The 24,313-nt window shown below is 72.0% G+C and carries 26 protein-coding genes; 13 read left to right on the top strand and 13 right to left on the bottom strand.

Translation table 11 applies throughout. The annotated features are described in order from the left end of the window. Window positions 1-38: 38 nt before the first annotated feature. On the bottom strand, window positions 39-1,259 hold the full coding sequence (locus BEK98_RS13640; RefSeq protein ID WP_094216758.1) for an exo-beta-N-acetylmuramidase NamZ family protein: 1,221 nt from the start codon (window positions 1,257-1,259) through the stop codon (window positions 39-41). Between the two features lie 158 nt (window positions 1,260-1,417). Here BEK98_RS13640 and BEK98_RS13645 point away from each other — a divergent pair, with 158 nt between their 5' ends. From BEK98_RS13645 to BEK98_RS13655, 3 genes are read left to right on the top strand one after another with little or no spacing between them, the layout of a single operon-like run. Further along, the gene (locus BEK98_RS13645; RefSeq protein ID WP_094216759.1) at window positions 1,418-2,191 is read left to right on the top strand and encodes an SDR family oxidoreductase; all 774 of its coding nucleotides are present in this window, start codon (window positions 1,418-1,420) and stop codon (window positions 2,189-2,191) included. After that, the gene (locus BEK98_RS13650; RefSeq protein ID WP_094216760.1) at window positions 2,188-3,873 is read left to right on the top strand and encodes a class I adenylate-forming enzyme family protein; all 1,686 of its coding nucleotides are present in this window, start codon (window positions 2,188-2,190) and stop codon (window positions 3,871-3,873) included. Before BEK98_RS13645 ends, BEK98_RS13650 begins: the two co-directional genes overlap by 4 nt. Before the next feature lie 23 nt (window positions 3,874-3,896). After that, entirely contained in the window at window positions 3,897-4,490 is a 594-nt protein-coding gene (locus BEK98_RS13655; protein WP_094216942.1) for a TetR/AcrR family transcriptional regulator, read from the top strand. Window positions 4,491-4,548: 58 nt separating this feature from the next. Here BEK98_RS13655 and BEK98_RS13660 read toward each other — a convergent pair whose 3' ends face one another. The 3 genes from BEK98_RS13660 to BEK98_RS13670 all read right to left on the bottom strand — a co-directional run bounded on the left by BEK98_RS13660 (window position 4,549) and on the right by BEK98_RS13670 (window position 7,260). After that, entirely contained in the window at window positions 4,549-5,763 is a 1,215-nt protein-coding gene (locus BEK98_RS13660) for an acyl-CoA dehydrogenase family protein (RefSeq protein WP_094216761.1), read from the bottom strand. 6 nt (window positions 5,764-5,769) lie between these two features. Beyond that, window positions 5,770-6,792: a phosphotransferase family protein gene (locus BEK98_RS13665; protein ID WP_094216762.1), complete on the bottom strand. Its 1,023-nt coding sequence runs from the start codon at window positions 6,790-6,792 to the stop codon at window positions 5,770-5,772. 168 nt (window positions 6,793-6,960) lie between these two features. Next, window positions 6,961-7,260 carry a hypothetical protein gene (locus BEK98_RS13670; RefSeq protein ID WP_094216763.1) on the bottom strand — a complete coding sequence of 100 codons (300 nt, stop codon included), beginning with the start codon at window positions 7,258-7,260 and terminating at the stop codon, window positions 6,961-6,963. A gap of 114 nt (window positions 7,261-7,374) precedes the next feature. Here BEK98_RS13670 and BEK98_RS13675 point away from each other — a divergent pair, with 114 nt between their 5' ends. Beyond that, window positions 7,375-8,325, top strand: coding sequence for an NADP-dependent oxidoreductase (locus BEK98_RS13675; RefSeq protein WP_094216764.1), 951 nt, complete (start codon window positions 7,375-7,377; stop codon window positions 8,323-8,325). Between the two features lie 19 nt (window positions 8,326-8,344). Here BEK98_RS13675 and BEK98_RS13680 read toward each other — a convergent pair whose 3' ends face one another. Genes BEK98_RS13680 through BEK98_RS13695 form a run of 4 tightly spaced genes read right to left on the bottom strand, consistent with a single transcriptional unit; the run spans window position 8,345 to window position 10,527 of the window. Then, window positions 8,345-8,668 (bottom strand): DUF202 domain-containing protein, encoded by a 324-nt coding sequence (locus BEK98_RS13680; protein ID WP_094216765.1) that lies wholly within the window; start codon window positions 8,666-8,668, stop codon window positions 8,345-8,347. Then, window positions 8,656-9,048 (bottom strand): YidH family protein, encoded by a 393-nt coding sequence (locus BEK98_RS13685; protein ID WP_094216766.1) that lies wholly within the window; start codon window positions 9,046-9,048, stop codon window positions 8,656-8,658. The genes BEK98_RS13680 and BEK98_RS13685 overlap by 13 nt, the downstream gene beginning before the upstream one ends. A 21-nt stretch (window positions 9,049-9,069) precedes the next feature. Beyond that, on the bottom strand, window positions 9,070-9,585 hold the full coding sequence (locus BEK98_RS13690) for an NUDIX hydrolase (RefSeq protein ID WP_094216767.1): 516 nt from the start codon (window positions 9,583-9,585) through the stop codon (window positions 9,070-9,072). 33 nt (window positions 9,586-9,618) lie between these two features. Then, the gene (locus BEK98_RS13695) at window positions 9,619-10,527 is read right to left on the bottom strand and encodes a DMT family transporter (RefSeq protein WP_208643100.1); all 909 of its coding nucleotides are present in this window, start codon (window positions 10,525-10,527) and stop codon (window positions 9,619-9,621) included. 271 nt (window positions 10,528-10,798) lie between these two features. On the opposite strand from BEK98_RS13695, the gene BEK98_RS13700 reads away from it, so the two are divergent. From BEK98_RS13700 to polX, 4 genes are all read left to right on the top strand, one after another. Beyond that, complete coding sequence (locus BEK98_RS13700) at window positions 10,799-11,800, top strand: hypothetical protein (protein ID WP_094216768.1); 1,002 nt, start codon at window positions 10,799-10,801, stop codon at window positions 11,798-11,800. 93 nt (window positions 11,801-11,893) lie between these two features. Next, entirely contained in the window at window positions 11,894-12,622 is a 729-nt protein-coding gene (locus BEK98_RS13705; RefSeq protein ID WP_094216769.1) for a molybdopterin-dependent oxidoreductase, read from the top strand. After that, a complete protein-coding gene (locus BEK98_RS13710; RefSeq protein WP_094216770.1) occupies window positions 12,606-13,232 on the top strand; it encodes a cytochrome b/b6 domain-containing protein in 627 nt (208 codons plus the stop codon). Before BEK98_RS13705 ends, BEK98_RS13710 begins: the two co-directional genes overlap by 17 nt. Window positions 13,233-13,275: 43 nt before the next feature. Continuing rightward, the gene (polX, locus tag BEK98_RS13715; protein WP_094216771.1) at window positions 13,276-15,003 is read left to right on the top strand and encodes a DNA polymerase/3'-5' exonuclease PolX; all 1,728 of its coding nucleotides are present in this window, start codon (window positions 13,276-13,278) and stop codon (window positions 15,001-15,003) included. Between the two features lie 36 nt (window positions 15,004-15,039). Here the strand turns inward: polX and BEK98_RS13720 are convergent, their stop codons facing one another. Genes BEK98_RS13720 through BEK98_RS13730 form a run of 3 tightly spaced genes read right to left on the bottom strand, consistent with a single transcriptional unit; the run spans window position 15,040 to window position 17,793 of the window. Then, window positions 15,040-16,155 (bottom strand): CapA family protein, encoded by a 1,116-nt coding sequence (locus BEK98_RS13720; protein WP_094216772.1) that lies wholly within the window; start codon window positions 16,153-16,155, stop codon window positions 15,040-15,042. Between the two features lie 9 nt (window positions 16,156-16,164). Further along, complete coding sequence (locus BEK98_RS13725) at window positions 16,165-17,469, bottom strand: phosphoribosyltransferase (protein ID WP_094216773.1); 1,305 nt, start codon at window positions 17,467-17,469, stop codon at window positions 16,165-16,167. A 12-nt stretch (window positions 17,470-17,481) separates the two neighbouring features. Next, the gene (locus BEK98_RS13730; RefSeq protein ID WP_094216774.1) at window positions 17,482-17,793 is read right to left on the bottom strand and encodes a dsRBD fold-containing protein; all 312 of its coding nucleotides are present in this window, start codon (window positions 17,791-17,793) and stop codon (window positions 17,482-17,484) included. Between the two features lie 114 nt (window positions 17,794-17,907). Between BEK98_RS13730 and BEK98_RS13735 the strand changes: the two genes are divergently transcribed. Continuing rightward, window positions 17,908-18,282, top strand: a complete 375-nt coding sequence (locus tag BEK98_RS13735) for a YchJ family protein (protein ID WP_094216775.1) — start codon at window positions 17,908-17,910, stop codon at window positions 18,280-18,282. A gap of 32 nt (window positions 18,283-18,314) precedes the next feature. Here BEK98_RS13735 and BEK98_RS13740 read toward each other — a convergent pair whose 3' ends face one another. Beyond that, entirely contained in the window at window positions 18,315-19,016 is a 702-nt protein-coding gene (locus BEK98_RS13740) for a FadR/GntR family transcriptional regulator (RefSeq protein WP_094216776.1), read from the bottom strand. 142 nt (window positions 19,017-19,158) lie between these two features. Here BEK98_RS13740 and BEK98_RS13745 point away from each other — a divergent pair, with 142 nt between their 5' ends. Genes BEK98_RS13745 through BEK98_RS13760 form a run of 4 tightly spaced genes read left to right on the top strand, consistent with a single transcriptional unit; the run spans window position 19,159 to window position 22,932 of the window. Then, window positions 19,159-19,677: a gluconokinase gene (locus BEK98_RS13745; RefSeq protein ID WP_094216777.1), complete on the top strand. Its 519-nt coding sequence runs from the start codon at window positions 19,159-19,161 to the stop codon at window positions 19,675-19,677. A 39-nt stretch (window positions 19,678-19,716) separates the two neighbouring features. Further along, window positions 19,717-21,114 (top strand): GntP family permease, encoded by a 1,398-nt coding sequence (locus BEK98_RS13750; protein ID WP_094216778.1) that lies wholly within the window; start codon window positions 19,717-19,719, stop codon window positions 21,112-21,114. A gap of 13 nt (window positions 21,115-21,127) precedes the next feature. Beyond that, window positions 21,128-21,892: a glucose 1-dehydrogenase gene (locus BEK98_RS13755; protein ID WP_094216779.1), complete on the top strand. Its 765-nt coding sequence runs from the start codon at window positions 21,128-21,130 to the stop codon at window positions 21,890-21,892. A gap of 14 nt (window positions 21,893-21,906) precedes the next feature. Continuing rightward, window positions 21,907-22,932, top strand: coding sequence for an L-idonate 5-dehydrogenase (locus BEK98_RS13760; protein ID WP_094216780.1), 1,026 nt, complete (start codon window positions 21,907-21,909; stop codon window positions 22,930-22,932). On the opposite strand, the gene BEK98_RS13765 is transcribed toward BEK98_RS13760, so the two are convergent. Beyond that, entirely contained in the window at window positions 22,929-24,272 is a 1,344-nt protein-coding gene (locus tag BEK98_RS13765; protein WP_094216781.1) for a M1 family metallopeptidase, read from the bottom strand. The two genes, BEK98_RS13760 and BEK98_RS13765, sit on opposite strands and share 4 nt — an antisense overlap. Between the last annotated feature and the right edge of the window lie 41 nt (window positions 24,273-24,313).

Below are 24,313 nucleotides of genomic sequence, written 5' to 3' on the forward strand. Positions count from 1 at the left end.
CGTCCTGCGGCGGGGCAGAGTTGGCCATACAACGCGGGTCACTTGTAGAGCAGATATTCCTTTCGGACGCTCCGGAAAGCCGCCAGCTCCTCCTGCCAGCCGGCGACCACCTCGTCCGTGCCCGCTCCCGCGTCGATCATCGTCCGCACCCGGGTGGAGCCGGTGAGCTTGTCGATCCAGTTGTCCGACCGCCAGGCGAAGCCGTCCCAGACCTTCCGCGCGGTCACCAGCAGCGCGATCCCGGTGCGCACGGGGTCGTAGGCGGCCCGGTCCTGCACATGAATCTGCACGCCCCCGACGGTCTTGCCCTGGAACTTGGAGAAGGTGGGCGTGAAGTACGCCTCCCGGAACCGCACACCCGGCAGCCCGAGTTCGTTGACCGCGGCGGCCCACCGCCCGTCGACGTCCTCGGCGCCGAGCAGTTCGAAGGGCCGGGTCGTGCCGCGCCCCTCGGAGAGGTTGGTGCCCTCGAACATGCAGGTGCCCGAGTACACCAGCGCGGTGTCCGCAGTCGGCATGTTCGGGCTCGGCGGCACCCAGGGCAGACCGGAGGTGTCGTAGAACCGGGTGCGCTTCCAGCCCGTCATCAGGACGGTCTCCAGCGGGACGGGCGCGCTCAGGAACTCCCCGTTGAACAGCCGGGCCAGCTCGGCGACCGTCATGCCGTGCGCCTGCGCGATGGGCTGCCGGCCGACGAAGGTGGCGAACTCCTTGTGCAGGACGGGACCCTGGGCCGAGCGGCCGGTGACCGGGTTCGGGCGGTCGAGTACGACGAACCGCTTGCCCGCGAGCTGGGCCGCCTCCATGCAGTCGTACAGGGTCCAGATGTACGTGTAGAAGCGGGCGCCCACGTCCTGGATGTCGAAGACGATCGTGTCGACGCCGGAGGCGGTGAAGATGTCGGCGAGGGGGCGGCCGCTCTTCAGGTACGTGTCGTAGACCGGCAGGCCGGTCGCCGGGTCGTCGTAGCGGCCCTCGGAGCCGCCGGCCTGGGCGGTGCCGCGGAAGCCGTGTTCCGGGCCGAAGACTGCCGTCAGCTTGACGTGGGGGTCTTTGTGCATGACGTCGACGATGTGGCTGGCGTCTCTGGTGATGCCGGTGGGGTTGGTGACGATGCCGATGCGCTGGCCGCTCAGTGCCGAGTAGCCGTCGGCTGCGAGTTTTTCGAAGCCGATGTGCAGTTGTTCGCGGTGTTGGGGTGTGACAGGTACGGCTGCCATCGTGGCCGATGCGAGAAGGCTCCGTCTGGACAGACGCATGGGGTGACCTCCGTTTGTGTGGAAGGTGCAAGCCGTATGTGGCTGGTCGCGCAGTTCCCCGCGCCCCTTAGGTTGGAGCAGTCACCCTTCCTTTTACACATACCGACTGGTTAGTCTGGTCATCGCTGAGCCGAGTCGCGTCGTGTCGAAGGAGACCGATGGTGGAAGCCGTGCAGGATGCGGGAGTGGTCGTCACCGGGGCGGGTGGGGGGATCGGGGCCGCGCTCGCCCGTAGGTTCGCCGCGGAGGGGGCCCGGGTGGTGGTGAACGACCTGGATGCCGACAAGGCCGAGGCGGTGGCGGACGAGATCGGTGGGATCGCCGTGCCGGGGGATGCCTCCGCGATCGTCGGCGACGCCCGTGACGCGCTCGGTGGCAGCGTGGACGTGTTCTGTGCCAATGCCGGTGTCGCCTTCGAGGACGCGGGTGCCGGTGAGGCGCTCGACGAGAAGGCCTGGGCGCTGTCCTGGGACGTCAATGTGATGGCCCATGTCCGGGCGGCCAACGCGCTGCTGCCGGAGTGGCTGGAGCGTGGCCGTGGGCGTTTCGTCTCCACCGTGTCGGCCGCCGGGCTCCTCACCATGATCGGCGCACCCTCCTACAGTGTCACCAAGCACGGCGCGCTGGCCTTCGCCGAGTGGCTGTCGCTCACGTACCGCCACCGGGGTCTCAAGGTCCACGCCATCTGTCCCCAGGGCGTCCGCACCGACATGCTGGCCGCCACCGGCAGCGCCGGTGACCTGGTGCTGCAGCCGACCGCGATCGAGCCGGCGGCGGTCGCCGAGGCGCTGTTCCAGGGCATCGAGGAGGACCGCTTCCTGATCCTGCCGCACCCCGAGGTCGCCGAGTACTACCAGGCGCGGGCCACCACGCCCGACCGCTGGCTCGCCGGCATGAACCGCGTCCAGCAGAAGTGGGAGGTCACCCGGTGAGCCACTCCCCGTACGCGGCGCGGCCCTGGCTGGCCCTGCTCAACGAGGTCCAGCGGGGGCCGATCGAGCCCGCGGATTCGCTCGTGCACGCCCTGCGTGACGCGGTCGCCGCAGCCCCCGACCGGACCTGCCTCACCTACTTCGACGCCCGGCTGAGCTACCGCGAGGTCGACGAGCTGAGCGACTCCGTAGCCGCCCACCTCGCCGGGCGCGGTCTGGAGCGGGGCGACCGGGTCGCCGTGCTGCTGCAGAACTCCCCGCACTTCGTCCTGGCCGTCCTCGGCGCCTGGAAGGCGGGCGCGACGGTGGTGCCCGTCAACCCCATGTACAAGTCGGCCGAGGTCGCCCATGCGCTGCGGGACGGCGAGGTCGCCGCGCTGGTCTGCACCGACCGGGCCTGGGAGTCGTATCTGCGGGACACGGCCGCCGACTCGCCGGTGCGGATCGTGCTCACCGCGTGCGAGCTGGACTTCCAGACGCGGGACGACGCGCGCGTGCTCACCTTCGAGCGGCTGCCCCAGGCCCCCGACGCCGACGACCTCGTGGCCGTCGCCCGGCAGGGCGGCAAGGCGCCCGAGGGCCGCGACCCGCGCCCCGGCGACATCGCGCTGATCAGCTACACCTCGGGCACCAGCGGCACCCCGAAGGGCGCCACCAACACGCACGGCAACATCATGCACAACGCCGAGCGCCAGCGGACGGGGCTCGCGCTGCCCGAGGCACCCGTCTACTACGCGCTCGCGCCCCTGTTCCACATCACCGGGATGGTCAGCGAGTTCGCGACCTGCCTCAACAGCGTGGGCACCCTGGTGCTCACCTACCGCTTCGAGCCCGGCGTCGTCCTGGACGCCTTCGCCGAGCACCGCCCGCACTACACGGTCGGCCCGTCCACCGCCTACATGGCGCTGGCCGCCCACCCGGACGCCACCCCGGAGCACTTCGCCTCCTTCGTGAACATCGCCTCGGGCGGCGCCCCCGTGCCGCCCGCCCTGGTCGAGAAGTTCCGCGCGCGCTGCGGCCGGTACATCCGCACCGGCTACGGACTGACGGAGTGCAGCGGGGCCGCCGCGGCCGTCCCGCCCGGCCTGGAGTCGCCGGTCGACCCCGTCTCCGGGACGCTGGCCGTCGGCCTGCCCGGCGCCGACACCGTCGTGCGCATCCTGGACGAGCAGGGCGCGGAGGTGCCCTTCGGCGAACAGGGCGAGATCGTCGTACGAGGGCCCCAGGTGGTCCCGGGCTACTGGCGGCGCCCCGAGGCCACCGCCGAGACCTTCCCGGACGGGGAGCTGCGCACCGGCGACATCGGGTTCATGGACCCACAGGGCTGGCTCTACGTCGTCGACCGCAAGAAGGACATGATCAACGCGTCCGGTTTCAAGGTGTGGCCGCGCGAGGTCGAGGACGTCCTCTACACCCATCCGGCGGTGCGCGAGGCGGCCGTCGTCGGCGCCCCCGACGGCTATCGCGGGGAGACCGTCTGGGCCTACGTCAGCCTCCGTCCGGGCGCCGAGGCGGACCCGGATGAACTCGCGGTGTACTGCAAGGAGAGACTGGCCGCGTACAAGTACCCGCGCCAGGTGGAGATCCTGCCCGACTTGCCCAAGACGACGAGTGGGAAGATCCTCCGTCGGGAACTGCGTTCCCGCGCCCAGGACAATCACGCCCACGACAATCAGCAGTAACGACGGAAAGGCAGGTGGCGGCAGTGCCCAGGACGACGGACGGAGACGGGACGCCCGTTCCGCAGCGGCTGCTGAACGCCGCCACCCGCCTCTTCGCCGAGCAGGGCTACGACCGCACCTCGGTGCAGGAGATCGTGGAGGCGGCCGGCGTCACCAAGGGGGCGCTGTACCACTACTTCGGCTCCAAGGACGACCTTCTGCACGAGGTGTACGCGCGCGTGCTGCGCGTCCAGCAGGAGCGGCTGGACCACTTCTCCACCATGGACGCGCCGGTGGAGAAGCGGCTCAGAGGCGCCGCGGCGGACGTGGTCGTCACGACAATCGAGAACCTCGACGACGCGATGATCTTCTTCCGCTCCATGCACCATCTGAGCCCGGAGAAGAACAAGCAGGTGCGCGCCGAGCGCCGGCGCTACCACGAGCAGTTCCGCGCGCTCATCGAGGAGGGCCAGCGCGAGGGCGTCTTCTCCACGGCGACCCCCGCCGACCTGGTCGTGGACTACCACTTCGGTTCCGTGCACCACCTGTCGACGTGGTACCGCCCGGACGGCCCCCTCACCCCCCAGCAGGTCGCCGACCACCTCGCCGACCTGCTGCTGCGGGCGCTGCGGCCGTAGCCTCGCGGACACACGTGTAAGGGGCGGTCGCGCGGCGACCGCCCCTTACACGCGCCTTCTACAGGTACTTCTTCAACTCCCGCCGCGCCAGCGACCGCTGGTGCACCTCGTCCGGGCCGTCCGCGATCATCAGGGTGCGTGCCCCCGCGTACAGCTCGGCCAGCGGGAAGTCCTGGCTCACGCCGCCCGCGCCGTGCAGCTGGATCGCACGGTCGATGATGTCGACCACCGCGCGCGGTGTGGCGATCTTGATGGCCTGGATCTCCGCGTGCGCGCCCCTGTTGCCGACCGTGTCCATCAGCCAGGCCGTCTTCAGCACCAGCAGCCGCAGCTGCTCGACCGTCACCCGGGCGTCCGCGATCCAGTTGTGGACCACGCCCTGCTGGGCCAGCGCCTTGCCGAAGGCCGTACGGGACACCGCCCGGCGGCACATCAGCTCGATCGCCCGCTCGGCCATGCCGATCAGGCGCATGCAGTGGTGGATCCGGCCGGGGCCGAGGCGGGCCTGGGCGATGGCGAAGCCGCCGCCCTCCTCGCCGATCAGGTTGGCGACGGGCACGCGCGCGTGGTCGAAGATCACCTCGGCGTGGCCGCCGTGGTAGTGGTCCTCGTAGCCGAAGACCTGCATCGCGCGCCGGACGGTGACGCCCGGGGTGTCGCGCGGGACCAGGATCATGGACTGCTGGCGCCGGATGTCCGTCCCGTCCGGGTCCGTCTTGCCCATGACGATGAAGATCTTGCAGTCGGGGTTCATCGCCCCGGAGATGTACCACTTGCGGCCGGTGACGACGTACTCGTCGCCGTCCCGCTCGATGTGCGTGGTGATGTTGGTGGCGTCGGAGGAGGCCACGTCCGGCTCGGTCATCGCGAACGCCGAGCGGATCTCACCGGCCAGCAGCGGCTCCAGCCACTGCTTCTTCTGCTGCTCGTCGCCGAACTGGGCGAGCACCTCCATGTTGCCGGTGTCCGGCGCCGCGCAGTTGAGCGCCGTGGGCGCGAGCTGCGGGGAGCGGCCGGTGATCTCGGCGAGCGGCGCGTACTGGAGGTTCGTCAGCCCGGCGCCGTACTCGGCGTCCGGCAGGAAGAGGTTCCACAGGCCCTGCCTGCGCGCCTCCGCCTTCAGTTCCTCGACCACGGCCGGGGTGTCCCAGGGGGAGGCCAGCGCGGCCCGCTGCTCCTCGGCCGCCGCCTCCGCCGGATACACGTGCTCGTCCATGAAGGCGAGCAGCTTGCCGCGCAGCTCCTCCGTACGCGCGTCGAACGCGAAGTCCATGTCCGGTCAGCCTTCCTGAAGAGTGGTCAGTCCGTGGTCGATGAACACGGGCACGAGTTCGCCGATGCGGTCGAAGCCGCGCCCGACCGTCTGGCCGAGCGTGTACCGGTAGTGGATGCCCTCCAGGATCACGGCGAGCTTGAACCAGGCGAACGCCGTGTACCAGGAGACGGCGGAGACATCGCGCCCGGAGCGCGCGGCGTACCGCTCGATCAGCTCCTGCGGGGACGGGTGCCCGGGAGCCTCCGCGGTCGTGGACACCGGCGACTCGGGCATCCCGAGCGGCTGGCTGTACATCACCAGCAGGCCCAGGTCGGTCAGCGGATCGCCGAGCGTCGACATCTCCCAGTCGAGGATCGCCTTGATCTGGTCGTCGTCGCCGATCAGGACGTTGTCCAGCCGGTAGTCGCCGTGCACGACGGCGGGCGCGGGGGAGGTCGGCAGGGCGCGTCCCAGGGCCGCGTGCAGCTCGTCGATGCCGGCCAGCTCGCGGTTGCGGGAGGCGTCCAGCTGCTTGCCCCAGCGGCGCAACTGCCGGTCCAGGAAGCCCTCGGGCCGGCCGAAGTCCGCGAGGCCCACCTCGGCGGGGTCCACCGCGTGCAGTTCGACCAGCGTGTCCACCAGGGACAGCACCGCGTTCCGGGTGCGCTCCGCGCCCAGCGGGGCGAGCTGCTGGGCGGTGCGGTACGGGGTGCCCTCGACGAACTCCATGACGTAGAACGGCGCCCCCAGCACCTCCTCGTCCTCGCACAGCAGCACCGGGCGGGGGACCGGCACATCCGTCGGGTGCAGCGCGCTGATCACCCGGTGCTCGCGCTTCATGTCGTGCGCGGTGGCCAGGACGTGGCCCAGCGGGGGCCGTCGTACGACCCACTTCGAGGTGCCGTCGGAGAGCGCGTAGGTGAGGTTCGACCGTCCGCCCTCGATCAGCCGGCCGGTCAGCGGGCCGTTCACCAGACCGGGCCGCTCATGGTCGAGCAGGCCGCGCAGCCGGTCGAGATCGAGTCCGGGCGGGTGGTCGGCGCTCATACATCACTCCTACGAACGGGTGAACAAGAACAGGACTCATGATGCCGACCGGTCGGTATGTAGTCCAGTGCAAGTGCCGAACGTGGCGCGAAACGTGACCGGAGCCACGATAGGCCGACGGCTCCCCGCGCGCTGCCCGGGGAGCCGTCGGCCGTGGTGCGACGAGGGTCAGTGGTCGTCCCAGTGGTCCCCGTGCTCGGCGTGCCGGTGCCCGTCGTGCAGGTAGTCGACGTGGTCGCCGTGCTGCACCTGCGCGTGCCCGCACTCTTCGTGGTGCACGTGCTCGTGGCCCGCGTGCGCGGTGTGGCCGGCCGGTTCGCACTCGTCCCAGTGGCCGCCGTGCTCGCGGTGCAGATGGCCGTCGTGTGCGTAGTCGAGGTGGTCCAGGTGCGGTACGGCGGTGTGCCCGCAGTCGGGGCCGTGGCTGTGGGTGCCGTGCTCGGTGTGTTCCTGATGGAGGGTGGTCATGGGTTCACCTTCGAGGGGTACGGAACGGTGACGACCGACAGGCTACGCGCGCGAACGGTACATATCGGGGCATACAGGTTGCGTGGCGTGCGAGTACCCCGGAGGGTCGAGGGCATGAAGGCCATCAGCTACAGCCGCTACGGCGGACCCGAGGTGCTGGAGTACGGGGAGGTCCGCGACCCGAAGGTCGGCCCGGACCAGGTGCTGGTCAAGGTGCGCGCGGCGGCGGTCAACCCGGTCGACTGGAAGTGCCGCGAGGGATATCTCGACGCCGTCCTGGACGCCGTCTTCCCCGTCGTCCCCGGCTGGGACGTCAGCGGGGTCGTGGTGCAGCCCGGTGTCGCGGTGCCGGAGTTCGCCGTCGGCGACGAGGTCATCGGCTATGTCCGTGAGGACTTCCTGTCCCGGGGCACCTTCGCCGAGTACGTCGCCGCGCCCGTGCGCACGCTGGCCCGCAAGCCGCGCAACCTGTCCTTCGAGGAGGCCGCCGGACTTCCGCTGGCCGGGCTGACCGCCTACCAGGTCCTGGTGAAGGCGCTGGAGGTCAAGCGCGGCGAGACCGTGCTGGTGCACGCGGCGGCCGGCGGGGTCGGCTCGCTGGCCGTCCAGATCGGCGTCCATCTGGGCGCCCGGATGATCGGCACGGCCAGCGAGCACAACCACGACTTCGTACGGGGCCTGGGCGGCGAGCCGGTCGCCTACGGCGAGGGCCTGGCCGAACGGGTGCGCGGACTGGCTCCCGAGGGCCTGGACGCGGTCTTCGACACCGTCGGCGGCGACACGCTGAAGACCTCCGCCAACCTGCTCGCCCCCGAGGGCCGGCTGGCGTCCATCGCCGACGCCGAGGTGCTGAGCTACGGCGGCCGTTACTGCTTCGTCCGCCCCGACCCCGCGGACCTGAGGAAGCTGGCCGAGCTGGCCGAGCTGGGCGCGGTGTCCGTGCACGTCCAGGAGGCCTTCCCGCTGGAGCGGGCGGCGGACGCGCACCGGCTGAGCGAGGAGGGACGCACCCGCGGCAAGATCGTGGTCACGATGGACTGGGAGACCGAGGAAGGCATCGCCTGAGAAGCCGCCCGGAACCCGCCTAGAACACGAGTACGGCCGCACACGCGGCCATCGCCACCGTGCACAGCACCGCCGCCGTCGCGTGCCGGGGAGCCAGCGCGGCCGGGCGCGGGCTCGTCGCGAGCGCCCGGATCCGGCGGTGCGCCACCCACAGGAAGCCCAGCCAGAGGCCACAGCACAGGGCGCACAGCGCGACGGAGAGGGGCGAGGCCCCGCCGTGCAGCGCTGTCTTCACGGCGAGCACGGCCGCCACGGTGCTGGACAGTGTCGTACGCCGCCAGGCCAGCCGGGTGCGCTCCGGCTGCAGCCCGGGATCCCGGGCCTCGGTGCTCACCCCGCCCATCCGACCAGCACCACCACGACCATCGCGACGGCCACCACCGCGACCACCAGGCTCAGCAGCGCCGGGAACCGGGACGCCGGCAGGTCCTCGCCCCGCCGCATCGCCCGCTCGCAGCGCACCCAGTGGTTCACCGCGCGCAGTGAGCACAGCACACCGGCGCCGAGCAGCGCGAGCGCCAGGCCGACCCGCCACGCCCAGCGCAGGTCCGGCAGGAACTGGTCCACCGCGAAGCCCCCGCCGATCAGCGCGAGCGCGGTCCGCAGCCAGGCCAGGAACGTGCGCTCGTTGGCCAGCGAGAACCGGTAGTCGGGGGTGCTGCCCTCTTCCCGTACCTGTTCCGGGGCGAACCAGAGCCGGACGTTCCGCACGAATTCGATCACGCGCAGGACCTTATCGGGGTGTCACCGGGCCGACCGGAACGCCCTCAGCCGCTCGTACGCCGCCAGCCCGTCCGGCACCCACTCCCACTCGGTGAGGCGCCGCTCCACCTCGTCCTCGGGCAGGAACTCGTGCCACTGGACCTCCTCCGGCTGGGGCCGTACCGGAAGGTCGCACCGCACCTCGTACACCGCCGACCACCAGCTGTTCCCGGCCCCGTCGTGGTACAGGAACTTGAAGAGGTACGCCGGCCGGGGCAGACCGGTGACGCCCAGCTCCTCCTCCGCCTCCCGCAGCGCCGCCTCGTCGTAGGACTCGCCGGCGCCCACGACCCCGCCGACGAACATGTCGTAGAGGGCGGGGAAGACCAGCTTGGTCGCGGTGCGGCGGTGGACGAAGAGCCGTCCGGCCGCGTCCCGGGCCTGGATGAAGACGCACCGGTGGCGCAGGCCCTTGGCGTACGCCTCGCCGCGCGGGGCCTGGGCGACGACCCGGTCGTGCTCGTCGACGATGTCGAGGATCTCGTCAGCAGGGTTCATGCCCGTATCCAAGCAGGACCCCCGGGCAGGGGCTCAGCGTGCCTGGAGGTCCCTCGTGGGCTCCGTCTCCGCGCCGCACGGCATCGCCGGGTGCAGCCCGAGCAGCACGATGCCTCCGACGATCGCCGCGAGCCCCGCCGCCTCCCAGGCCAGCGCCCCGGTGTCGGTGTGCAGCCGGTCGCCGAGGAAGCCCACGCCGCACAGGATGCCGGCGAGGGGCTGGGCGGCGGTGAGCGCGGGCAGCGACATGCGCAGCTCGGCCGTCTCGAAGGCGCTCTGCACCAGGACGAGGCCGGTGACGCCCAGGGCGAGCACCCCGTACGGCTGCCAGCCGGTGAACAGCTCCGCGAAGCCGCCCTCGGCGAAGCGGGTGCCGCTCACCCGGGTCAGCGCGTCCTGCACGCCGTACAGCAGCCCGGCGGCGGTGGCCAGCAGCACCGGACCCCAGCTCAGCCGGGACCGCTTGGCGTACGTCGTGAGCACCATGGCCACGCCGAGCATCGCGCCGATGATCAGCCAGTGCCGTACCGGGTCGGCGACCGCGCTGCCGCCGCGCGGCTCGCCCGCCACGATGAACGCGGTCACGCCGCCCGCGAGCAGCGCGAGGCCGGTCCAGCCCTGGCGGCCCAGGGGCTGTCTGGTCTGGTGGCGGGAGAGGGCGAGCGCGAACAGCAGGTTCGTCGCGAGCAGCGGCTCGACCAGGGAGATCTCGCCCTTGCCCAGGGCGACGGCACCCAGCGCCATGCCGGCCACCATCAGGGCGATGCCGCCGAGCCAGCGCGGCACCCGCATCAGGTCGAGCAGCAGCCGGAACGACAGGAAGTCGCCGAGCGGTGCCTTCTGGGCGACGTTCTGCTGGAGCACGAACCCGAAGCCGACGCAGCAGGCCGCACTCACGGCGAGAAGGAGAACCAGAACGGACACGCTGCGTACCTCGATCATCCGGCCGGACCACGGACGCGTAGTGGCCGACTGTAGCGCTCCCGGGGCCGCATTGCCCCGGAGAGTGCCCGGAACCGGGCAGTTGACTGGGTCACGATGCTGCGCCGAGCGAGCCTCCGGCGCCATGGCGTACGCCACACCTGGCTCAAGTACCCCTCCTCGTAGGTTGGTTGAACGCAGCAACACCCGGGTTCCGCTTGACGCAAACCTTGGCTGGGGGTTTGCTGTGCGTGATCGGTCGATGGCAGCCCGAGAATCAGGAAGTCCTGCGGTGACCCCACTCCCGCCTCTGCTCGGCGTTCGCCGGGCCCCCACGGACCAGTCCGGCGACACCGCCCCGGACGACTCCAGCGCGTTAGAGGACGGCTTCGACGACGCGCTCGGTGACGCCGAACTCCTCACCGCCCGGGCCGCGTTGACCCAGGGCCGCTGGCAGGTCGCCCGCTCGCTGCTGCTGCACACCGGCGACGACTGGGACCGGCGGGGTCACCGGGCCACCGTGCTCGCCGGGGAGCCGTACGCCGCCGCCTGGGCCCACGACTGGCTGCTCGCCGAGCCCGGCTCCGCCGACGCCGCCACCCTGCACGCCCTCGCCCTGGTCCAGCGCACGCTGCGCGGCAAGGACGACGCCGACCGGGCCCGCGAGGCCTGCCGCACCGCCGCCGCGCTCGCCCCCGCCGACCCCACCCCCTGGCTCGGCCTGCTCCGGCTGGCCCGCACCCGGGGCCCGGAGAACGAAGTGCTGCGCACGTTCGCGGAACTCCGCGCGCGCCACCCCGAGCACCACCACGGACACCACCTGCTGGTCGCCCGGCTCGCCGAGCGGCCCCAGGGCGGCCGGGCCGAGTCCCACGAGGTGTACGACCTCGCCGAGCTGGCCGCCGCCCAGGCCCCCGCCGACTCCCCGCTGGCCGTCCTGCCGGTGGTCGCGTACGCCGAGCGCTACCGGGTCCTGGCCGCCACCGGGCCGGCCCCCGCCGACCCGGTCGGCTCCGGGCACTGGTCCGGCCCCCGGGCCCGCCGGATCCTGCGCGCGGCCTTCGACTGGTGGCTGGAGTGGGAGCACGACGACCACCCCCGCCGCCACACCGACCTCAACCACCTGGCGTTCGCCATGTCCTGCGCCGGCCGCCCGGCCGAGGCGGCGGCCCTCTTCCAGCGCATCGGCCGGCACGCCACCCGGGCCCCCTGGTCCTACCCGCACCGCGACGCGTGGCAGGCCTTCCGCACCGCCCGCTGCCGCGCACTCGGCCGGGCGTTGCCTGAGACGTAGTTTCCTGAGACACGGGTGAGAAGTGATTACGGAAGTCTGACCGGCTGCCGTACACCCTGGCCCGGGAAGGGCCGGAAGTGCTCGAATGACTATGTGAAACCTGAACCGACCGAGGAACCGGAGGGCAGGCCGATCGGCCGCCGTGTCTTCCTCGGCACCCTCGGCCTGGGCGCCCTCGGCGTCGCGGCCGCGCCGGTGCTGCAACGTGGCCTGGAGGGCTTCCTCGGCAGCATCTCCGGCAAGGACCCCACGGGCCTGACCGGCCTGCTGCCCAACGGCGGCGGCTTCCGCTACTACTCGGTCGCCGCGTCCGTCCCGCACAAGGGCCCCGCCGACTACCGGCTCACCGTCGACGGCCTGGTCGACCACCCGCACACCTACACCCTCGCCGACCTGCGCGCCCTGCCGCAGACCCGGCTGGTCAAGGACGTCCAGTGCGTCACCGGCTGGCGGGTGCCGGGCACCCCCTTCGAGGGCGTACGGCTCTCCCACCTGCTGGACGCCGCGGGCGTCCAGGCCGCCGGCAAGGCCATCCGCTTCACCTGCTTCGACGGCACCTACACCGAGAGCCTCACCCTCGACCAGGCCCGCCGCCCGGACGTCCTGGTCGCCCTGCGCATGCAGGACAAGGACATCGGCCACGACCACGGCGGCCCGGTCCGCCTCTACGTCGCCCCCATGTACTTCTACAAGTCGGCCAAGTGGCTCTCCGGGATCACCGTGACCGACCAGGTCAGGCCCGGCTACTGGGAGGAGCTCGGCTACGACGTCGACGCCTGGGTCGGCCGCTCGAACGGACGGACCGATGAGCCTACGAGCTGAGACCCCGGCCCCGCCGAGCGCCCGCGTCCACCGCTTCACCCACGCCGAGCGGTGGGTGCACCGCATCACGGCCGCGCTGATGGGCGCGTGCGTGGTCACCGCGGCCTGCCTCTACATCCCGCAGCTGGCCGTGCTGGTCGGGCGCCGCGAACTGGTCGTACGCATCCACGAGTGCGCCGGGCTGGCCCTGCCCGTCCCCGTCCTGCTGGGCCTGGCCTCCCGGGCCTTCCGAGCCGACCTGCGGTTCCTCAACCGCTTCGGCCCGCACGACCGCATGTGGCTGCGCGCGGCCCTCGTCCGCGACAAGCGCCGCTCCTCCCGCCCGGCGGGCAAGTTCAACGCCGGCCAGAAGGTCTACGCGGCCTGGATCGCCGGGGCCACCCTGGTCATGCTCGGCACCGGCCTGATGATGTGGTTCACCCACCTCACCCCGCTGATGTGGCGCACCTCGGCGACCTTCGTCCACGACTGGCTGGCCCTGACCATCGGCGTGGTCCTGGCCGGCCACATCGGCATGGCGCTGGGGGACCCGGAGGCGCGCCGGGGACTGCGGACCGGGTCGGTGAGCAGGGAGTGGGCCAAGCGGGAACACCCGTTGTGGCGTCCGTGACGCCGCACGAACGGTGTCTTCCTGGTCTCCCTAGACTTGAAGGGTGGCCCGGCCCAATGAGGAGGTCGAGGCGCTCCTGCAGGAGTACGCGGACCTCATCGCGATCACGGGAGGCGACGCCTTCAAGGCGCGCGCCTACGAGAAGGCCGCGCGTGCCATCGGCGGCCATCCCGCCGACATCTCCCAGCTGGACGCCGACGGCCTGAAGGAGATCCCGAACGTGGGCAGGTCGATCGCCGAGAAGGTGATCGAGTACCTGCGCACCGGCACCATGGCCGTGGTCGAGGAGCGCCGGGCGAAGATCCCCGCCGGGGTACGGGAGCTGATCACGATCCCCACGCTCGGCCCGAAGAAGGCCCTGCGGCTCTACGAGGACCTGCACATCTCCTCGGTGGACGAGCTGGCCAAGGCCATCGAGGCCGACGCGCTGGCCGATCTGAAGGGGTTCGGCGAGAAGACGCAGGAGAACATCCTGCACGGGATCCAGCTCCTGCGGCAGGCGGGCGACCGCATCCCGGTCCACCTGGCCCTCGACACCGCCGAGGAGATCGTCGCCGAACTGTCCGCGGTGACCGGCTGCAAGCGCTGCGCCTACGCCGGATCGCTGCGGCGCATGCGGGAGACCATCGGCGACATCGACATCCTCGTCGCGGCGAACCGGTCGGCGCCCTTCATGGACGCCCTCGTCTCGCTGCCGTCGACCGCGGAGGTGATCGCCCACGGCGAGAAGAAGACGTCGGTCCGCACCCACAAGGGCGTCCAGGTGGACCTGCGGGTGCTGCCGCCCACCTCGTGGGGCGCCGGGCTGCAGTACTTCACCGGCTCCAAGGGGCACAACATCCGCACCCGCACCATCGCCGTCCACCAGGGGCTCAAGCTCTCCGAGTACGGCCTGTTCGACGCCGAGAGCGGGGAGTCGCTCGCCTCTCGCACGGAGGAGGAGGTCTACGACCGGCTCGGCCTGCCCTGGATCCCGCCGACGCTGCGCGAGGACCGCGGGGAGATCGAGGCCGCCCTGCACGGCGAGCTGCCCGAGGTGCTGACCGAGCGGGACATCCGCGGCGACCTGCACACCCACACGGACCTCACCGACGGCCTCGCACCGCTGGAGACGATGCTGGAGGCCGCCGCCACACGCGGCTACGCCTACTACGCGGTCACCGACCACGCGCCCAACCTGTACATGCAGCGCATGACCGACGAGAAGATCCTCGCCCAGCGGGAGCAACTGCGGGCGCTGGACGGCACCTTGGGCAGGATGCGGCTGCTGCACGGCACGGAGCTGAACATCGGCCCCGACGGCGACGTGGACTGGCCGGACGACTTCCTGGCCGGTTTCGACCTGTGCGTGGCCTCCCTGCACTCCCACTTCGACCTGGACCGCAGGGCGATGACCCGGCGGCTCGTGCGGGCCTGCGAGAACCCGTACGTCAACGTCATCGGCCACCCGACCACCCGGCTCGTCGGCAAGCGCCCGGGTGTCGACGCCGACTGGGACGAGGTGTTCGCCGCCTGCGCCCGCACCGGCACCGCGCTGGAGGTCAACGCCCAGCCCGACCGGCTGGACCTGCGTGACGAGGACATCCTGCGGGCCCGGCGGTTCGGGGTGAAGTTCGCCGTCGACACCGACGCCCACTCCGTCCTCCACCTCGACCAGCTGCGCTACGGCGTCGGCACCGCACAGCGCGGCTGGCTCACCAAGGAGGACGTGATCAACACCTGGCCCCTGACCCGCCTGCGCACGTTCCTGCGCAAGAGCGGGCGGGCCTGAACCCGAGTCTCACCGGGCGGACTCGACCCCCCGGTCTCACCGCAGGGCCCGCACCGTGAGCGTGCCGTCGTCCGCGTCCTCGACCCGGGTGCCGAGGGCGCGGCTGCACCGGTCGAGGGTGGCGCGCAGCCACGCGGTGTCCTCGGCCGACGCGTGCTCCAGACGCATCCGGCGCGCCTGGAGCGGCACCATCCGCAGGCCGGTCAGCCGGCCGGTGCCGGGTTCGAGCGAGGCCAGGTACAGCAGCCGCAGATCGTCCCGGTAGCGCTCGTAGCCGCCGATGCCCTCGTAGTCGTCGACGAGGTCACCGCAGCCGTACAGGACGAGCCGGTCTCGGTACACCTCCAGCGGACGCGGGTGGTGCGAGGAGTGGCCGTGGACCACGCTCACGCCCGCGTCGACGAGCGCGTGCGCGAAACGGACCTCGGCACGGGAGACGCCGTACCCCCAGTTGGAACCCCAGTGCACGGAGGCGACCACGATGTCGTCCGGCCGGCCGGACTGCCGCAGGCGGTCGGCGAATTCGGCCGCGGCGCCCTCCGTCGGCGCCGCGACCAGGGCCACCCCGGACCGCTCGGCGTCGGCCGCCCAGCTGTGCGGGATGCCGCTGGACGGCATCCCGAAGGAGAAGACCAGCACCCGTCCGCCCGACCGCAGCGGCACGGTCGCCGGCCGCCACGCCTCGGCCTCGTCCCGGCCCGCACCCGCGCCGCGCAGCCCGGCCGCCGCCAGCGAGTCCAGCGTCTCCGCGAGGCCCGGCGGCCCGAAGTCGAGCACATGGTTGTTGGCGAGAACGCAGACGTCGGGCCGCGCCACGGCGAGAGCGGGCAGGTTGGCCGGGTGCATCCGGTAGTGGACTCCCTTGCCCGGCGCGAAGTCGCCGTCCCGGGTGACGGCCGTCTCCAGATTGATCACCCGCACGTCGGGCGCCGCACGCTCCAGCACCGGCAGCGCCTCGCCCCAGGGCCAGGAGGGCGCCACCGGCCGCGGTACCGGGCCGTTCGCCGCCTCCGCCAGGGCGACATAGTCGCGGGCGTCGTGCACATAGCCCTCCCGCAGGGCGGGGTCACCGGGGTGCGGGAGGATCTGGTCGACGCCCCGGCCGAGCATCACGTCACCGGCGAGAAACAGGGTGACGAGCCCCTCGGGCATGATCCCCACCTACACGTGTGCGGGTGCCATGTGGTCGGTGAACCAGTCGCGGGCCAGCTCGGTCACCCGCTCCAGCGTGCCGGGCTCCTCGAACAGATGCGTGGCGCCGGGGACCACCTCGAGCCGGTTCTCGCACCGCAGTCGGGCCTGCGCCTCCCGGTTGAGACCCAGCACCTGGATGTCGGCGCCGCCCACGATGAGCAGCGTGGGCGCCGTCACCTCGGGCAGCCGCGGCCCGGCGAGGTCGGGGCGGCCGCCGCGGGAGACGACCGCTGCGGGGCGGGCCGACGGTTCGGCGGCGGCCCACAGGGCGGCGGCCGCGCCGGTGCTGGCGCCGAAGTAGCCGATGGCGAGCCCTTCGACGTCGGGTTCCTCGCGCAGCCAGCCGGTGGCACCGGCCAGCCGCCCGGCCAGCAGCGCGATGTCGAACACGTTGGCCCGGTCGCGCTCCTCGTCCTCGGTGAGCAGGTCGAACAGCAGGGTGCCGAGACCGGCCCCGTTCAGTCCCTCGGCCACGAACCGGTTGCGCGGGCTGTGCCGGCTGCTGCCGCTGCCGTGGGCGAAGGCGACGACCCCGGTCGCGCCCTCGGGCAGGGTGAGCCGCCCGCGCAGCCGTACGGCACCCGCCGCCACCTCCACCTCGCGGTCCTCGGCGCCGGTGCCGGCGAACCGTTCGTGGCGTCTGGCGGCCTGCCGCAGACAGGCCGTGACCTCGTCGTCGCCGGTCTGGGTGAAGTCGCCGTAGAACTGGCCGATGGCGAAGAAGTCGTCCGGGGTGTCCAGGCAGACCAGTTCGTCGGCGTCCCCGCCGAGCCGCCGGGCGAAGTCGCGTGGTGCGACGGGGACCGCCAGCACGATGCGCGCGGCACCCCGGGCCCGGGCGATCCGGCAGGCCACCCGCGCGGTCGAGCCGGTGGCCACCCCGTCGTCGACGACCACGACGGTCCGGCCGGCGACGCTGACGGGAGCGCGTTCGCCCCGGTAGCGGGCGGCCCGCTGCTCCAGCACCTGGCGCTCGTGCCGCTCGACCCGCTCCAGTGCCGCCTGGCCGACGCCGGTGCCGCGCAGCACCTCCTGGTTGATCACCCGTACGTCGCCCTCGCCGATCGCGCCCATCCCCAGCTCGGGCTGGTCGGGCACGCCCAGCTTCCGCACCAGGCAGACGTCCAGCGGCGCGTCGAGCGCCTCGGCGACCTCCGCGCCGACCGGCACCCCGCCGCGCGGCAGTCCGAGCACCACGACGTCCTGGCCCCTGAGGTACTCGAGGCGCAGGCCCAGCCGGCGCCCCGCCTCGATCCGGTCGGTGAAGAGCACGGCAGGGCTCCGTCATCCCTGGGCCGGCCAGAGCGGAGCGGGAGTCTCCGTCTCGGTCGCGCCCATCTCCTTCATGTCGCCCGCGGCCGCGCGCAGCAGCAGACGGCCCATGGCGATCAGCGCACGTCCGGCCGCGAGTTCGTCACCGATGTCGGGCACCGCCGTGTCGTAGGGGTTCCTGCGGGCCTCCGCGTGGCTCTCCAGGACGTTGTCCCCGGTGTCCAGGATGATCCGGGCCGTGGTGTCCGGGTCGTGTTCGGACAGGTACAGGTTCAGCCGCCATTCCTTGACGGACGGAGGACGGTTGCTCAAGGGTCGAGTCATCGTCCGTCTCTCCTCACTGCGTGCGAGGCAACGGGACGCACCGGCGCGTCTCCTCTTCCACTGTGCACCGCGGCGGCGGTCGGCGCCTCCCCTGGTACGGGCAGAATGTGGGCCATGACCACGCGCACCTGCCCCTGCGGCCGTCCCGAGTCCTACGACGCCTGCTGTGGCCGCTTCCACTCCGGCCCGGCCGCCGCGCCCACCGCCGAGGCGCTGATGCGGTCGCGGTACAGCGCGTTCGTCAAGGGGGACGCGGGGTATCTGCTGCGGACCTGGCATCCCCGGACCCGGCCCGAGCGGCTGGACCTGGACCCGGGCATGAAGTGGACGGGGCTGGAGATCCTCGGCAGCACCGACGGGTCGGCCTTCCACACCACCGGCACCGTGACCTTCCGCGCCTCCTACCGCGACGGCTCGCTGCACGAGCGCAGCCGGTTCGAGCGGGTGGACGGGGCGTGGGTGTACGTCGACGGGGACTTCCTGGACTGAAGCGACTGAAGCGACTGAAGCGACCGACGTGCCTAGGGCGCCAGGATGTCCAGCTCCTCCAGGGCGCCCATGGTGATCTCCCTGGTCAGCTGTTCGGCCCGGGCCGCGTCGCCCGCGCGTACCGCCTCCGCGACCTGGACGTGCAGGGTCACCGCCGCCGGGTCGGGGTCCTCGAACATCACCTCGTGATGGGTGCGCCCGGCCAGCACCTCCGCGACGACGTCGCCGAGCCGGGCGAACATCTCGTTGCCCGAGGCCATGAGGATGACCCGGTGGAAGGCGACGTCGTGGACGAGGTACTCCTCCAGCCGGTGGCCGCGTGAGGTGGCCACCATCCCCAGCGCGCACTCCGTGAGTTCGGCGCACTGCTCGGCCGTGGCGTTCTTCGCGGTCAGGCCCGCCGCCACCGGCTCGACCGCCGAGCGCAGCACGGTCAGGGAGCGCAGCTGGTGCGGGCGGTCGGCGCCCGCGAGGCGCCAGCGGATGACCTGCGGGTCGTAGACGTTCCACTCGGCCTTGGGGCGGACCGTCACGCCCACCCGGCGGCGGGACTCGACCAGGTGCATGGACTCCAGGACCCGGACCGCCTCGCGCATCACGGAACGGGACACCTCGAAGTGCTGGGCCAGTTCGTCGGTGCGCAGAACGCTGCCCGGAGGGTACTCGCCCGCAGTGATCGCGGGACCGAGGGTGTCCAGTACATGGCCGTGCAGCCCCCGGCCCGGTGTGCTCATGCACTCAGAGTACGGCGTGGATCACGGAGCCAAAAAGTCAGACTTATATGTCACAGACTCTTGAATTCGTCGTACCTAATGGGTTTCAGTGTGGCGACGCCGGACGTCGGCGTCGGATGTCGAGGAAGACAGCGAGGCAGTCATGCGCACCCCCCAGGTCGTCGTCGTGATGGGCGTCGCCGGGACGGGCAAGACCACGATCGGTCCTCTGCTCGCCGCCCGGCTGGGCGTCCCGTACGCCGAGGGTGACGACTTCCACCCGCAGGCCAACATCGACAAGATGTCGGCCGGGATCCCGCTGGAGGACGCCGACAGATGGCCGTGGCTCGAGGCCATCGGTCACTGGGCGCACCAGCGGGCCGGGCTCGGCGGGGTGGTCAGCAGCTCGGCGCTGAAGCGGTCGTACCGCGACCGGCTTCGGTCCGTGGCTCCCGGGATCGTGTTCGTGCACCTCACGGGCGACCGGAAGCTCATCGAGGACCGGATGACCCACCGGCAGGGTCACTTCATGCCGACCGCCCTGCTGGACTCCCAGTTCGCCACGCTCCAGCCACTGGAGCCGGACGAGAGGGGAGTCGCCGTGGACGTCAGCGGCGGCCCCCAGGAGATCACCGATCGAGCCGTGAAGGCACTCGACGCGCTTCCCGACATCCCCGCGTAGCACCTCACCCCCGTCCCCCGTACCTGCAAGGGAACCCCCGTGACCAGACTCAGCGTCGAGATGCTGGCAGCGGACACCGTCCAGCCCATCACCTCGGCCGGCCACGTCCAGCTCGGCATCGCCGTCCTGGTGGGCATCGCCACCATCGTCCTGCTCATCACCAAGTTCAAGCTCCATGCCTTCCTGGCGCTGACCATCGGGTCGCTGGTCCTCGGGGCCGTCGCCGGGGCACCGCTCGACAAGGCCATCGTCAGCTTCACCACCGGGCTCGGCACCACCGTGGCCGGCGTGGGCGTCCTGATCGCGCTCGGGGCGATCCTGGGCAAGCTCCTCGCCGACTCCGGCGGCGCCGACCAGATCGTCGACACGATCCTTGCCAAGGCGGGCGGGCGTGCGATGCCCTGGGCGATGGTGCTGATCGCCTCCGTCGTCGGCCTGCCGCTGTTCTTCGAGGTCGGCATCGTGCTGCTGATCCCGGTCGTGCTGATGGTCGCCAAGCGCGGCAACTACTCCGTGATGCGCATCGGCATCCCGGCGCTGGCCGGTCTGTCCGTGATGCACGGCCTGATCCCGCCGCACCCCGGCCCGCTGGTCGCGATCGACGCGGTCGGCGCCAACCTGGGCGTCACCCTGGCCCTCGGCATCCTCGTCGCCATACCCACGGTGATCATCGCCGGCCCCGTCTTCTCCCGGTTCGCCGCCCGCTGGGTGGACGTCCCGGCCCCCGACCGCATGCTCCCGCAGCGCGCCTCCGAGGAACTGGAGCGTCGGCCCGGCTTCGGCGCGACGCTCGCCACCATGCTGCTGCCGGTGGTGCTGATGCTGTCCAAGGCCCTGGTGGACATCGTCGTCGACGACCCCACGAACATCAACCAGCGGGTCTTCGACATCATCGGCTCGCCGCTGATCGCGCTGCTCGCCGCCGTGCTGGTCGGCTTCTTCACACTGGGCCGGGCCGCCGGGTTCGGCAAGGAGCGGCTCCAGCAGACGGTCGACAAGGGCCTGATGCCCATCGCGGGCATCCTGCTGATCGTCGGCGCGGGCGGCGGCTTCAAGCAGACGCTGATCGACTCCGGCGTCGGCCAGATGATCCTGGACATCTCCAAGGACTGGTCGATCCCGGCGCTGCTGCTGGCCTGGCTCATCGCGGTGGCGATCCGGCTGGCCACCGGCTCGGCGACGGTGGCGACGATCTCCGCGGCCGGTCTGGTCGCGCCGCTCGCGGCCGACATGTCGACCACCCACACCGCCCTGCTGGTCCTCGCCATCGGCGCCGGCTCGCTCTTCTTCAGCCATGTCAACGACGCCGGCTTCTGGCTGGTCAAGGAGTACTTCGGGCTGAGCGTCGGGCAGACCGTCAAGACCTGGTCGGTGATGGAGACGATCATCTCGGTGGTCGCCGGCGGTCTGGTCCTGCTGTTGTCCCTGGTGATCTAGGAGCGGTACGGCGATGACGGCTCACCCTCTCTTCGACATCGGCGGCCGTACGGCCCTGGTCACCGGCTCCAGTCGCGGCATCGGACTCGCGCTGGCCCGGGGCCTGGCGGAGGCCGGCTGCACGGTGGTCCTCAACGGGCGCGACCCGGACCGGTTGGCCGACGCGGCCGCCTCGCTGCCCGGCGACCGGGTGCACACGGCGGCCTTCGACGTGACCGACGGTCCGTCCGTGGCCGCCGGCATCGCGGACGTCGAGGAGCGGGTGGGCCCGCTCGACATCCTCGTCAACAACGCGGGCATGCAACTGCGCGCCCCGCTGCTGGAGTTCACGGACACGGACTGGCACCGGATCCTGGACACCAACCTCACCAGCGCGTTCCTGGTCGGCCGGGAGACCGCCCGGCGGATGACGGAACGCGGCCACGGCAAGATCATCAACATCTGCTCGCTGCAGAGCGAGGTGGCACGGCCGGGCATCGCGCCCTACGCCGCCACCAAGGGCGCGCTGAAGATGCTCACCAAGGGCATGTGCGCCGACTGGGGCCCGTACGGCGTCCAGGTCAACGGGCTCGGACCCGGCTACATCGAGACCGAGCTGACCAGACCCCTCGTCGAGGACGAGGAGTTCAGCGCCTGGGTGCGTCGCCGCACCCCGGCCGGCCGCTGGGGGCGTACCGAGGACCTGGTGGGCGGGGTGCTCTTCCTCGCCTCGCCCGCCGCCGACTTCGTCAGCGGGCAGGTCCTGTACGTCGACGGCGGTATGACGAGCGTGCTCTGAAAGGGGCGGCGGACATGCTGGGTTGTGTGATCCACGGCGCGGGGGAGCTGCGGGTGGCGGAGCTGCCGGTCCCCGAACCCGGGCCGGGCCAGGCCCTGGTGGCCGTCCGGTACGGCGGTGTGTGCGGCTCCGACCTGCACTACTGGCGGCACGGCGGGGTCGGCGACTTCCGGCTCAGGGAGCCGATGGTGCTCGGGCACGAGGTCGTGGGCACCGTGGTCGCCTACGGCGCCGGAGCCACCGGCCCGGCCCCGGGTACGGCGGTCGCCGTGCACCCCGCGACCCCCTGCGGGCGCTGCCCGGAGTGCGGCGCCGGGCGGGCGAACGTGTGCCGGGACACCCGCTACCTCGGCAGCGCGGCCCGTTTCCCGCATGTGCAGGGCGGGTTCGCCGGTCAGGTGGCCGTACCGGCCGGGCAGTTGAGGCCACTGCCGGACGGGCTCGCGCTGCGGCGGGCGGCGCTCGCCGAGCCGCTCGCGGTGGCCCTGCACGCGGTGCGGCGGGCCGGGGACGTGTCCGGCCGGCATGTGCTGGTGACCGGGGCCGGGCCGATCGGCTGCCTGGTGGTCGCGGCGGCCAAGGCGGCCGGCGCGGCACGGGTGACGGCGACCGACCTGCTGCCCGAAGCCCTCGCCTACGCGGCCGCCGCCGGGGCCGACACCCTCGTACGGGCCGACGACCCGGACGACACCGGGTGGCCGGCCGAGGCGGACGTGGCCGTGGAGGCGTCCGGGGCGGCGGCCGGCCTGGACACCTGCCTGCGGCTGGTACGGCGCGGCGGTGTGGTCGTCCAGCTCGGGATGCTGCCGCCGGGGCCGAGCCCCTTCCCCGGGAACCTGCTGGTGAGCCGGGAGATCGAGCTGCGCGGCGCCTTCCGCTTCGACACCGAGTTCGACGAGGCACTGCACCTGCTCGCGGCTCGCCCCGAGTTCGACGGGCTGATCAGCGCGGTGGTCCCGGTACAGGAGGCCGAGGCGGCGTTCACCCTGGCCGCCGACCGGAGCCGGTCGTGCAAGGTGCTGCTGGAGTTCGGCGACTAGACGGCCGCCCGCGAGCCCAGCATCGGCAGCGGCGGCAGCACCGCCCCGTACACCCACGCCTTGAACAGCCCGTCCAGCGGCTCGTCCGCGAACCGGGCCACGTGCGCGGTGAACACCGATGTCGTCACCGACCCGTTCCGGTGCAGCCGTACCCAGCTGCGCAGCATGAGGAAGAACGCGTCGTCGCCCAGCGCGCAGCGCACCGCGTGCAGGGTCAGGCCGCCGCGCTCGTAGAGCCGGTCGTCGAACATCGACTTGCGGCCCGGGTCGGCCAGCCGGAGGTCCTGCGGCAGCGTGGACAGCAACCGGTGTGCGACGGCGGCCAGTTGCTGGGCGCTGCGGCCGCCCGAGCGCTCGGACCACAGCCACTCCGCGTACTTGGCGAAGCCCTCGTTCAGCCAGATGTGCCGCCAGTCGGCGATGGACACACAGTTGCCGAACCACTGGTGCGCCAGCTCGTGCGCCACCAGCCGCTCCGAACCCCGGGCGCCGTCCACGTGGTTGGAGCCGAACAGCGACAACCCCTGTGCCTCGACGGGCACATCGAGTTCCTCCTCGGTCACCGCGACCGCGTACTCGTCGAACGGGTACGGCCCGAACAGCTCCTGGAACAGCTCCATCATCGCGGGCTGCCGCGCGAAGTCCCGGGAGAACTCGGGCAGCAGATGCGCGGGGATGTGCCCGTGCTGCGGGATGCCGCCCGGTCCCGGGTCGCCCAGCAGCACCGTCTGGAACTTGCCGATCGCCAGACCGACGAGATAACTGGACGTGGGCGCGGCCTGCTCATACACCCAGGTGGTCGTCGAGGCCTTCGTCGTACGGGTCAGCAGGCGCCCGCCCGCGACCACCGCGTACGCGGACGGCGTGGTGACCGAGATCAGGTACGACGCCTTGTCGGCCGGCCGGTCGTTGCACGGGTACCAGGACGGCGCCCCGATCGGCTGGCTCGCCACCAGCGCCCCGTCCGACAGCTCCTCCCAGCCGATCCCGCCCCAGGGCGTCGCCACCGGCTTGGGGTTGCCGGACCAGTGCACCTCGACCGTGAACGCGGCCCCGGCCCGCACGGGCTTGGCCGGGCGGATGCGCAGCCTGCCGCCCCGGTGCGTGTAGTGCGGCTGCCGGCCGTCCACCCGCACCCGGCCGATCTTGAAGTCGGCCAGGTTGAGCTGGAACTCGGTGAGCGCCGTCCGCCCCGCGATCGCATTGATCCGAGCCGTGCCCGCCAGCCGGTTCGGACCCGGGCGGTAGTCCAGCGTGATCTCGTAGCGGTGCACCCGGTAGCGGGAGTCACCGTTGTCCGGGAAGTACGGGTCCGGGCCGACCGACTGCTGAACTGCCACTGCTGTGTCCGCTCCCTGCGCTGTGCCACCACTCCGTGCCG

The sequence above is a fragment of the Streptomyces diastatochromogenes genome (assembly GCF_002242805.1).
Classification (GTDB): Bacteria; Actinomycetota; Actinomycetes; order Streptomycetales; family Streptomycetaceae; genus Streptomyces; species Streptomyces diastatochromogenes.

Coding starts and splice junctions, on each gene's coding strand:
- BEK98_RS13675 (WP_094216764.1), top strand. CDS start 7,375: ATGAAGGCCATCAGCTACAGCCGCTACGGCGGACCCGAGGTGCTGGAG.
- BEK98_RS13730 (WP_094216774.1), bottom strand. CDS start 17,793: ATGACTCGACCCTTGAGCAACCGTCCTCCGTCCGTCAAGGAATGGCGG.
- BEK98_RS13710 (WP_094216770.1), top strand. CDS start 12,606: ATGAGCCTACGAGCTGAGACCCCGGCCCCGCCGAGCGCCCGCGTCCAC.
- BEK98_RS13670 (WP_094216763.1), bottom strand. CDS start 7,260: ATGACCACCCTCCATCAGGAACACACCGAGCACGGCACCCACAGCCAC.
- BEK98_RS13690 (WP_094216767.1), bottom strand. CDS start 9,585: ATGAACCCTGCTGACGAGATCCTCGACATCGTCGACGAGCACGACCGG.
- BEK98_RS13720 (WP_094216772.1), bottom strand. CDS start 16,155: ATGCCCGAGGGGCTCGTCACCCTGTTTCTCGCCGGTGACGTGATGCTC.
- BEK98_RS13665 (WP_094216762.1), bottom strand. CDS start 6,792: ATGAGCGCCGACCACCCGCCCGGACTCGATCTCGACCGGCTGCGCGGC.
- BEK98_RS13755 (WP_094216779.1), top strand. CDS start 21,128: ATGACGGCTCACCCTCTCTTCGACATCGGCGGCCGTACGGCCCTGGTC.
- BEK98_RS13740 (WP_094216776.1), bottom strand. CDS start 19,016: ATGAGCACACCGGGCCGGGGGCTGCACGGCCATGTACTGGACACCCTC.
- BEK98_RS13660 (WP_094216761.1), bottom strand. CDS start 5,763: ATGGACTTCGCGTTCGACGCGCGTACGGAGGAGCTGCGCGGCAAGCTG.
- BEK98_RS13735 (WP_094216775.1), top strand. CDS start 17,908: ATGACCACGCGCACCTGCCCCTGCGGCCGTCCCGAGTCCTACGACGCC.
- BEK98_RS13645 (WP_094216759.1), top strand. CDS start 1,418: ATGGTGGAAGCCGTGCAGGATGCGGGAGTGGTCGTCACCGGGGCGGGT.
- BEK98_RS13760 (WP_094216780.1), top strand. CDS start 21,907: ATGCTGGGTTGTGTGATCCACGGCGCGGGGGAGCTGCGGGTGGCGGAG.
- BEK98_RS13695 (WP_208643100.1), bottom strand. CDS start 10,527: ATGATCGAGGTACGCAGCGTGTCCGTTCTGGTTCTCCTTCTCGCCGTG.
- BEK98_RS13745 (WP_094216777.1), top strand. CDS start 19,159: ATGCGCACCCCCCAGGTCGTCGTCGTGATGGGCGTCGCCGGGACGGGC.
- BEK98_RS13640 (WP_094216758.1), bottom strand. CDS start 1,259: ATGCGTCTGTCCAGACGGAGCCTTCTCGCATCGGCCACGATGGCAGCC.
- BEK98_RS13680 (WP_094216765.1), bottom strand. CDS start 8,668: ATGGGCGGGGTGAGCACCGAGGCCCGGGATCCCGGGCTGCAGCCGGAG.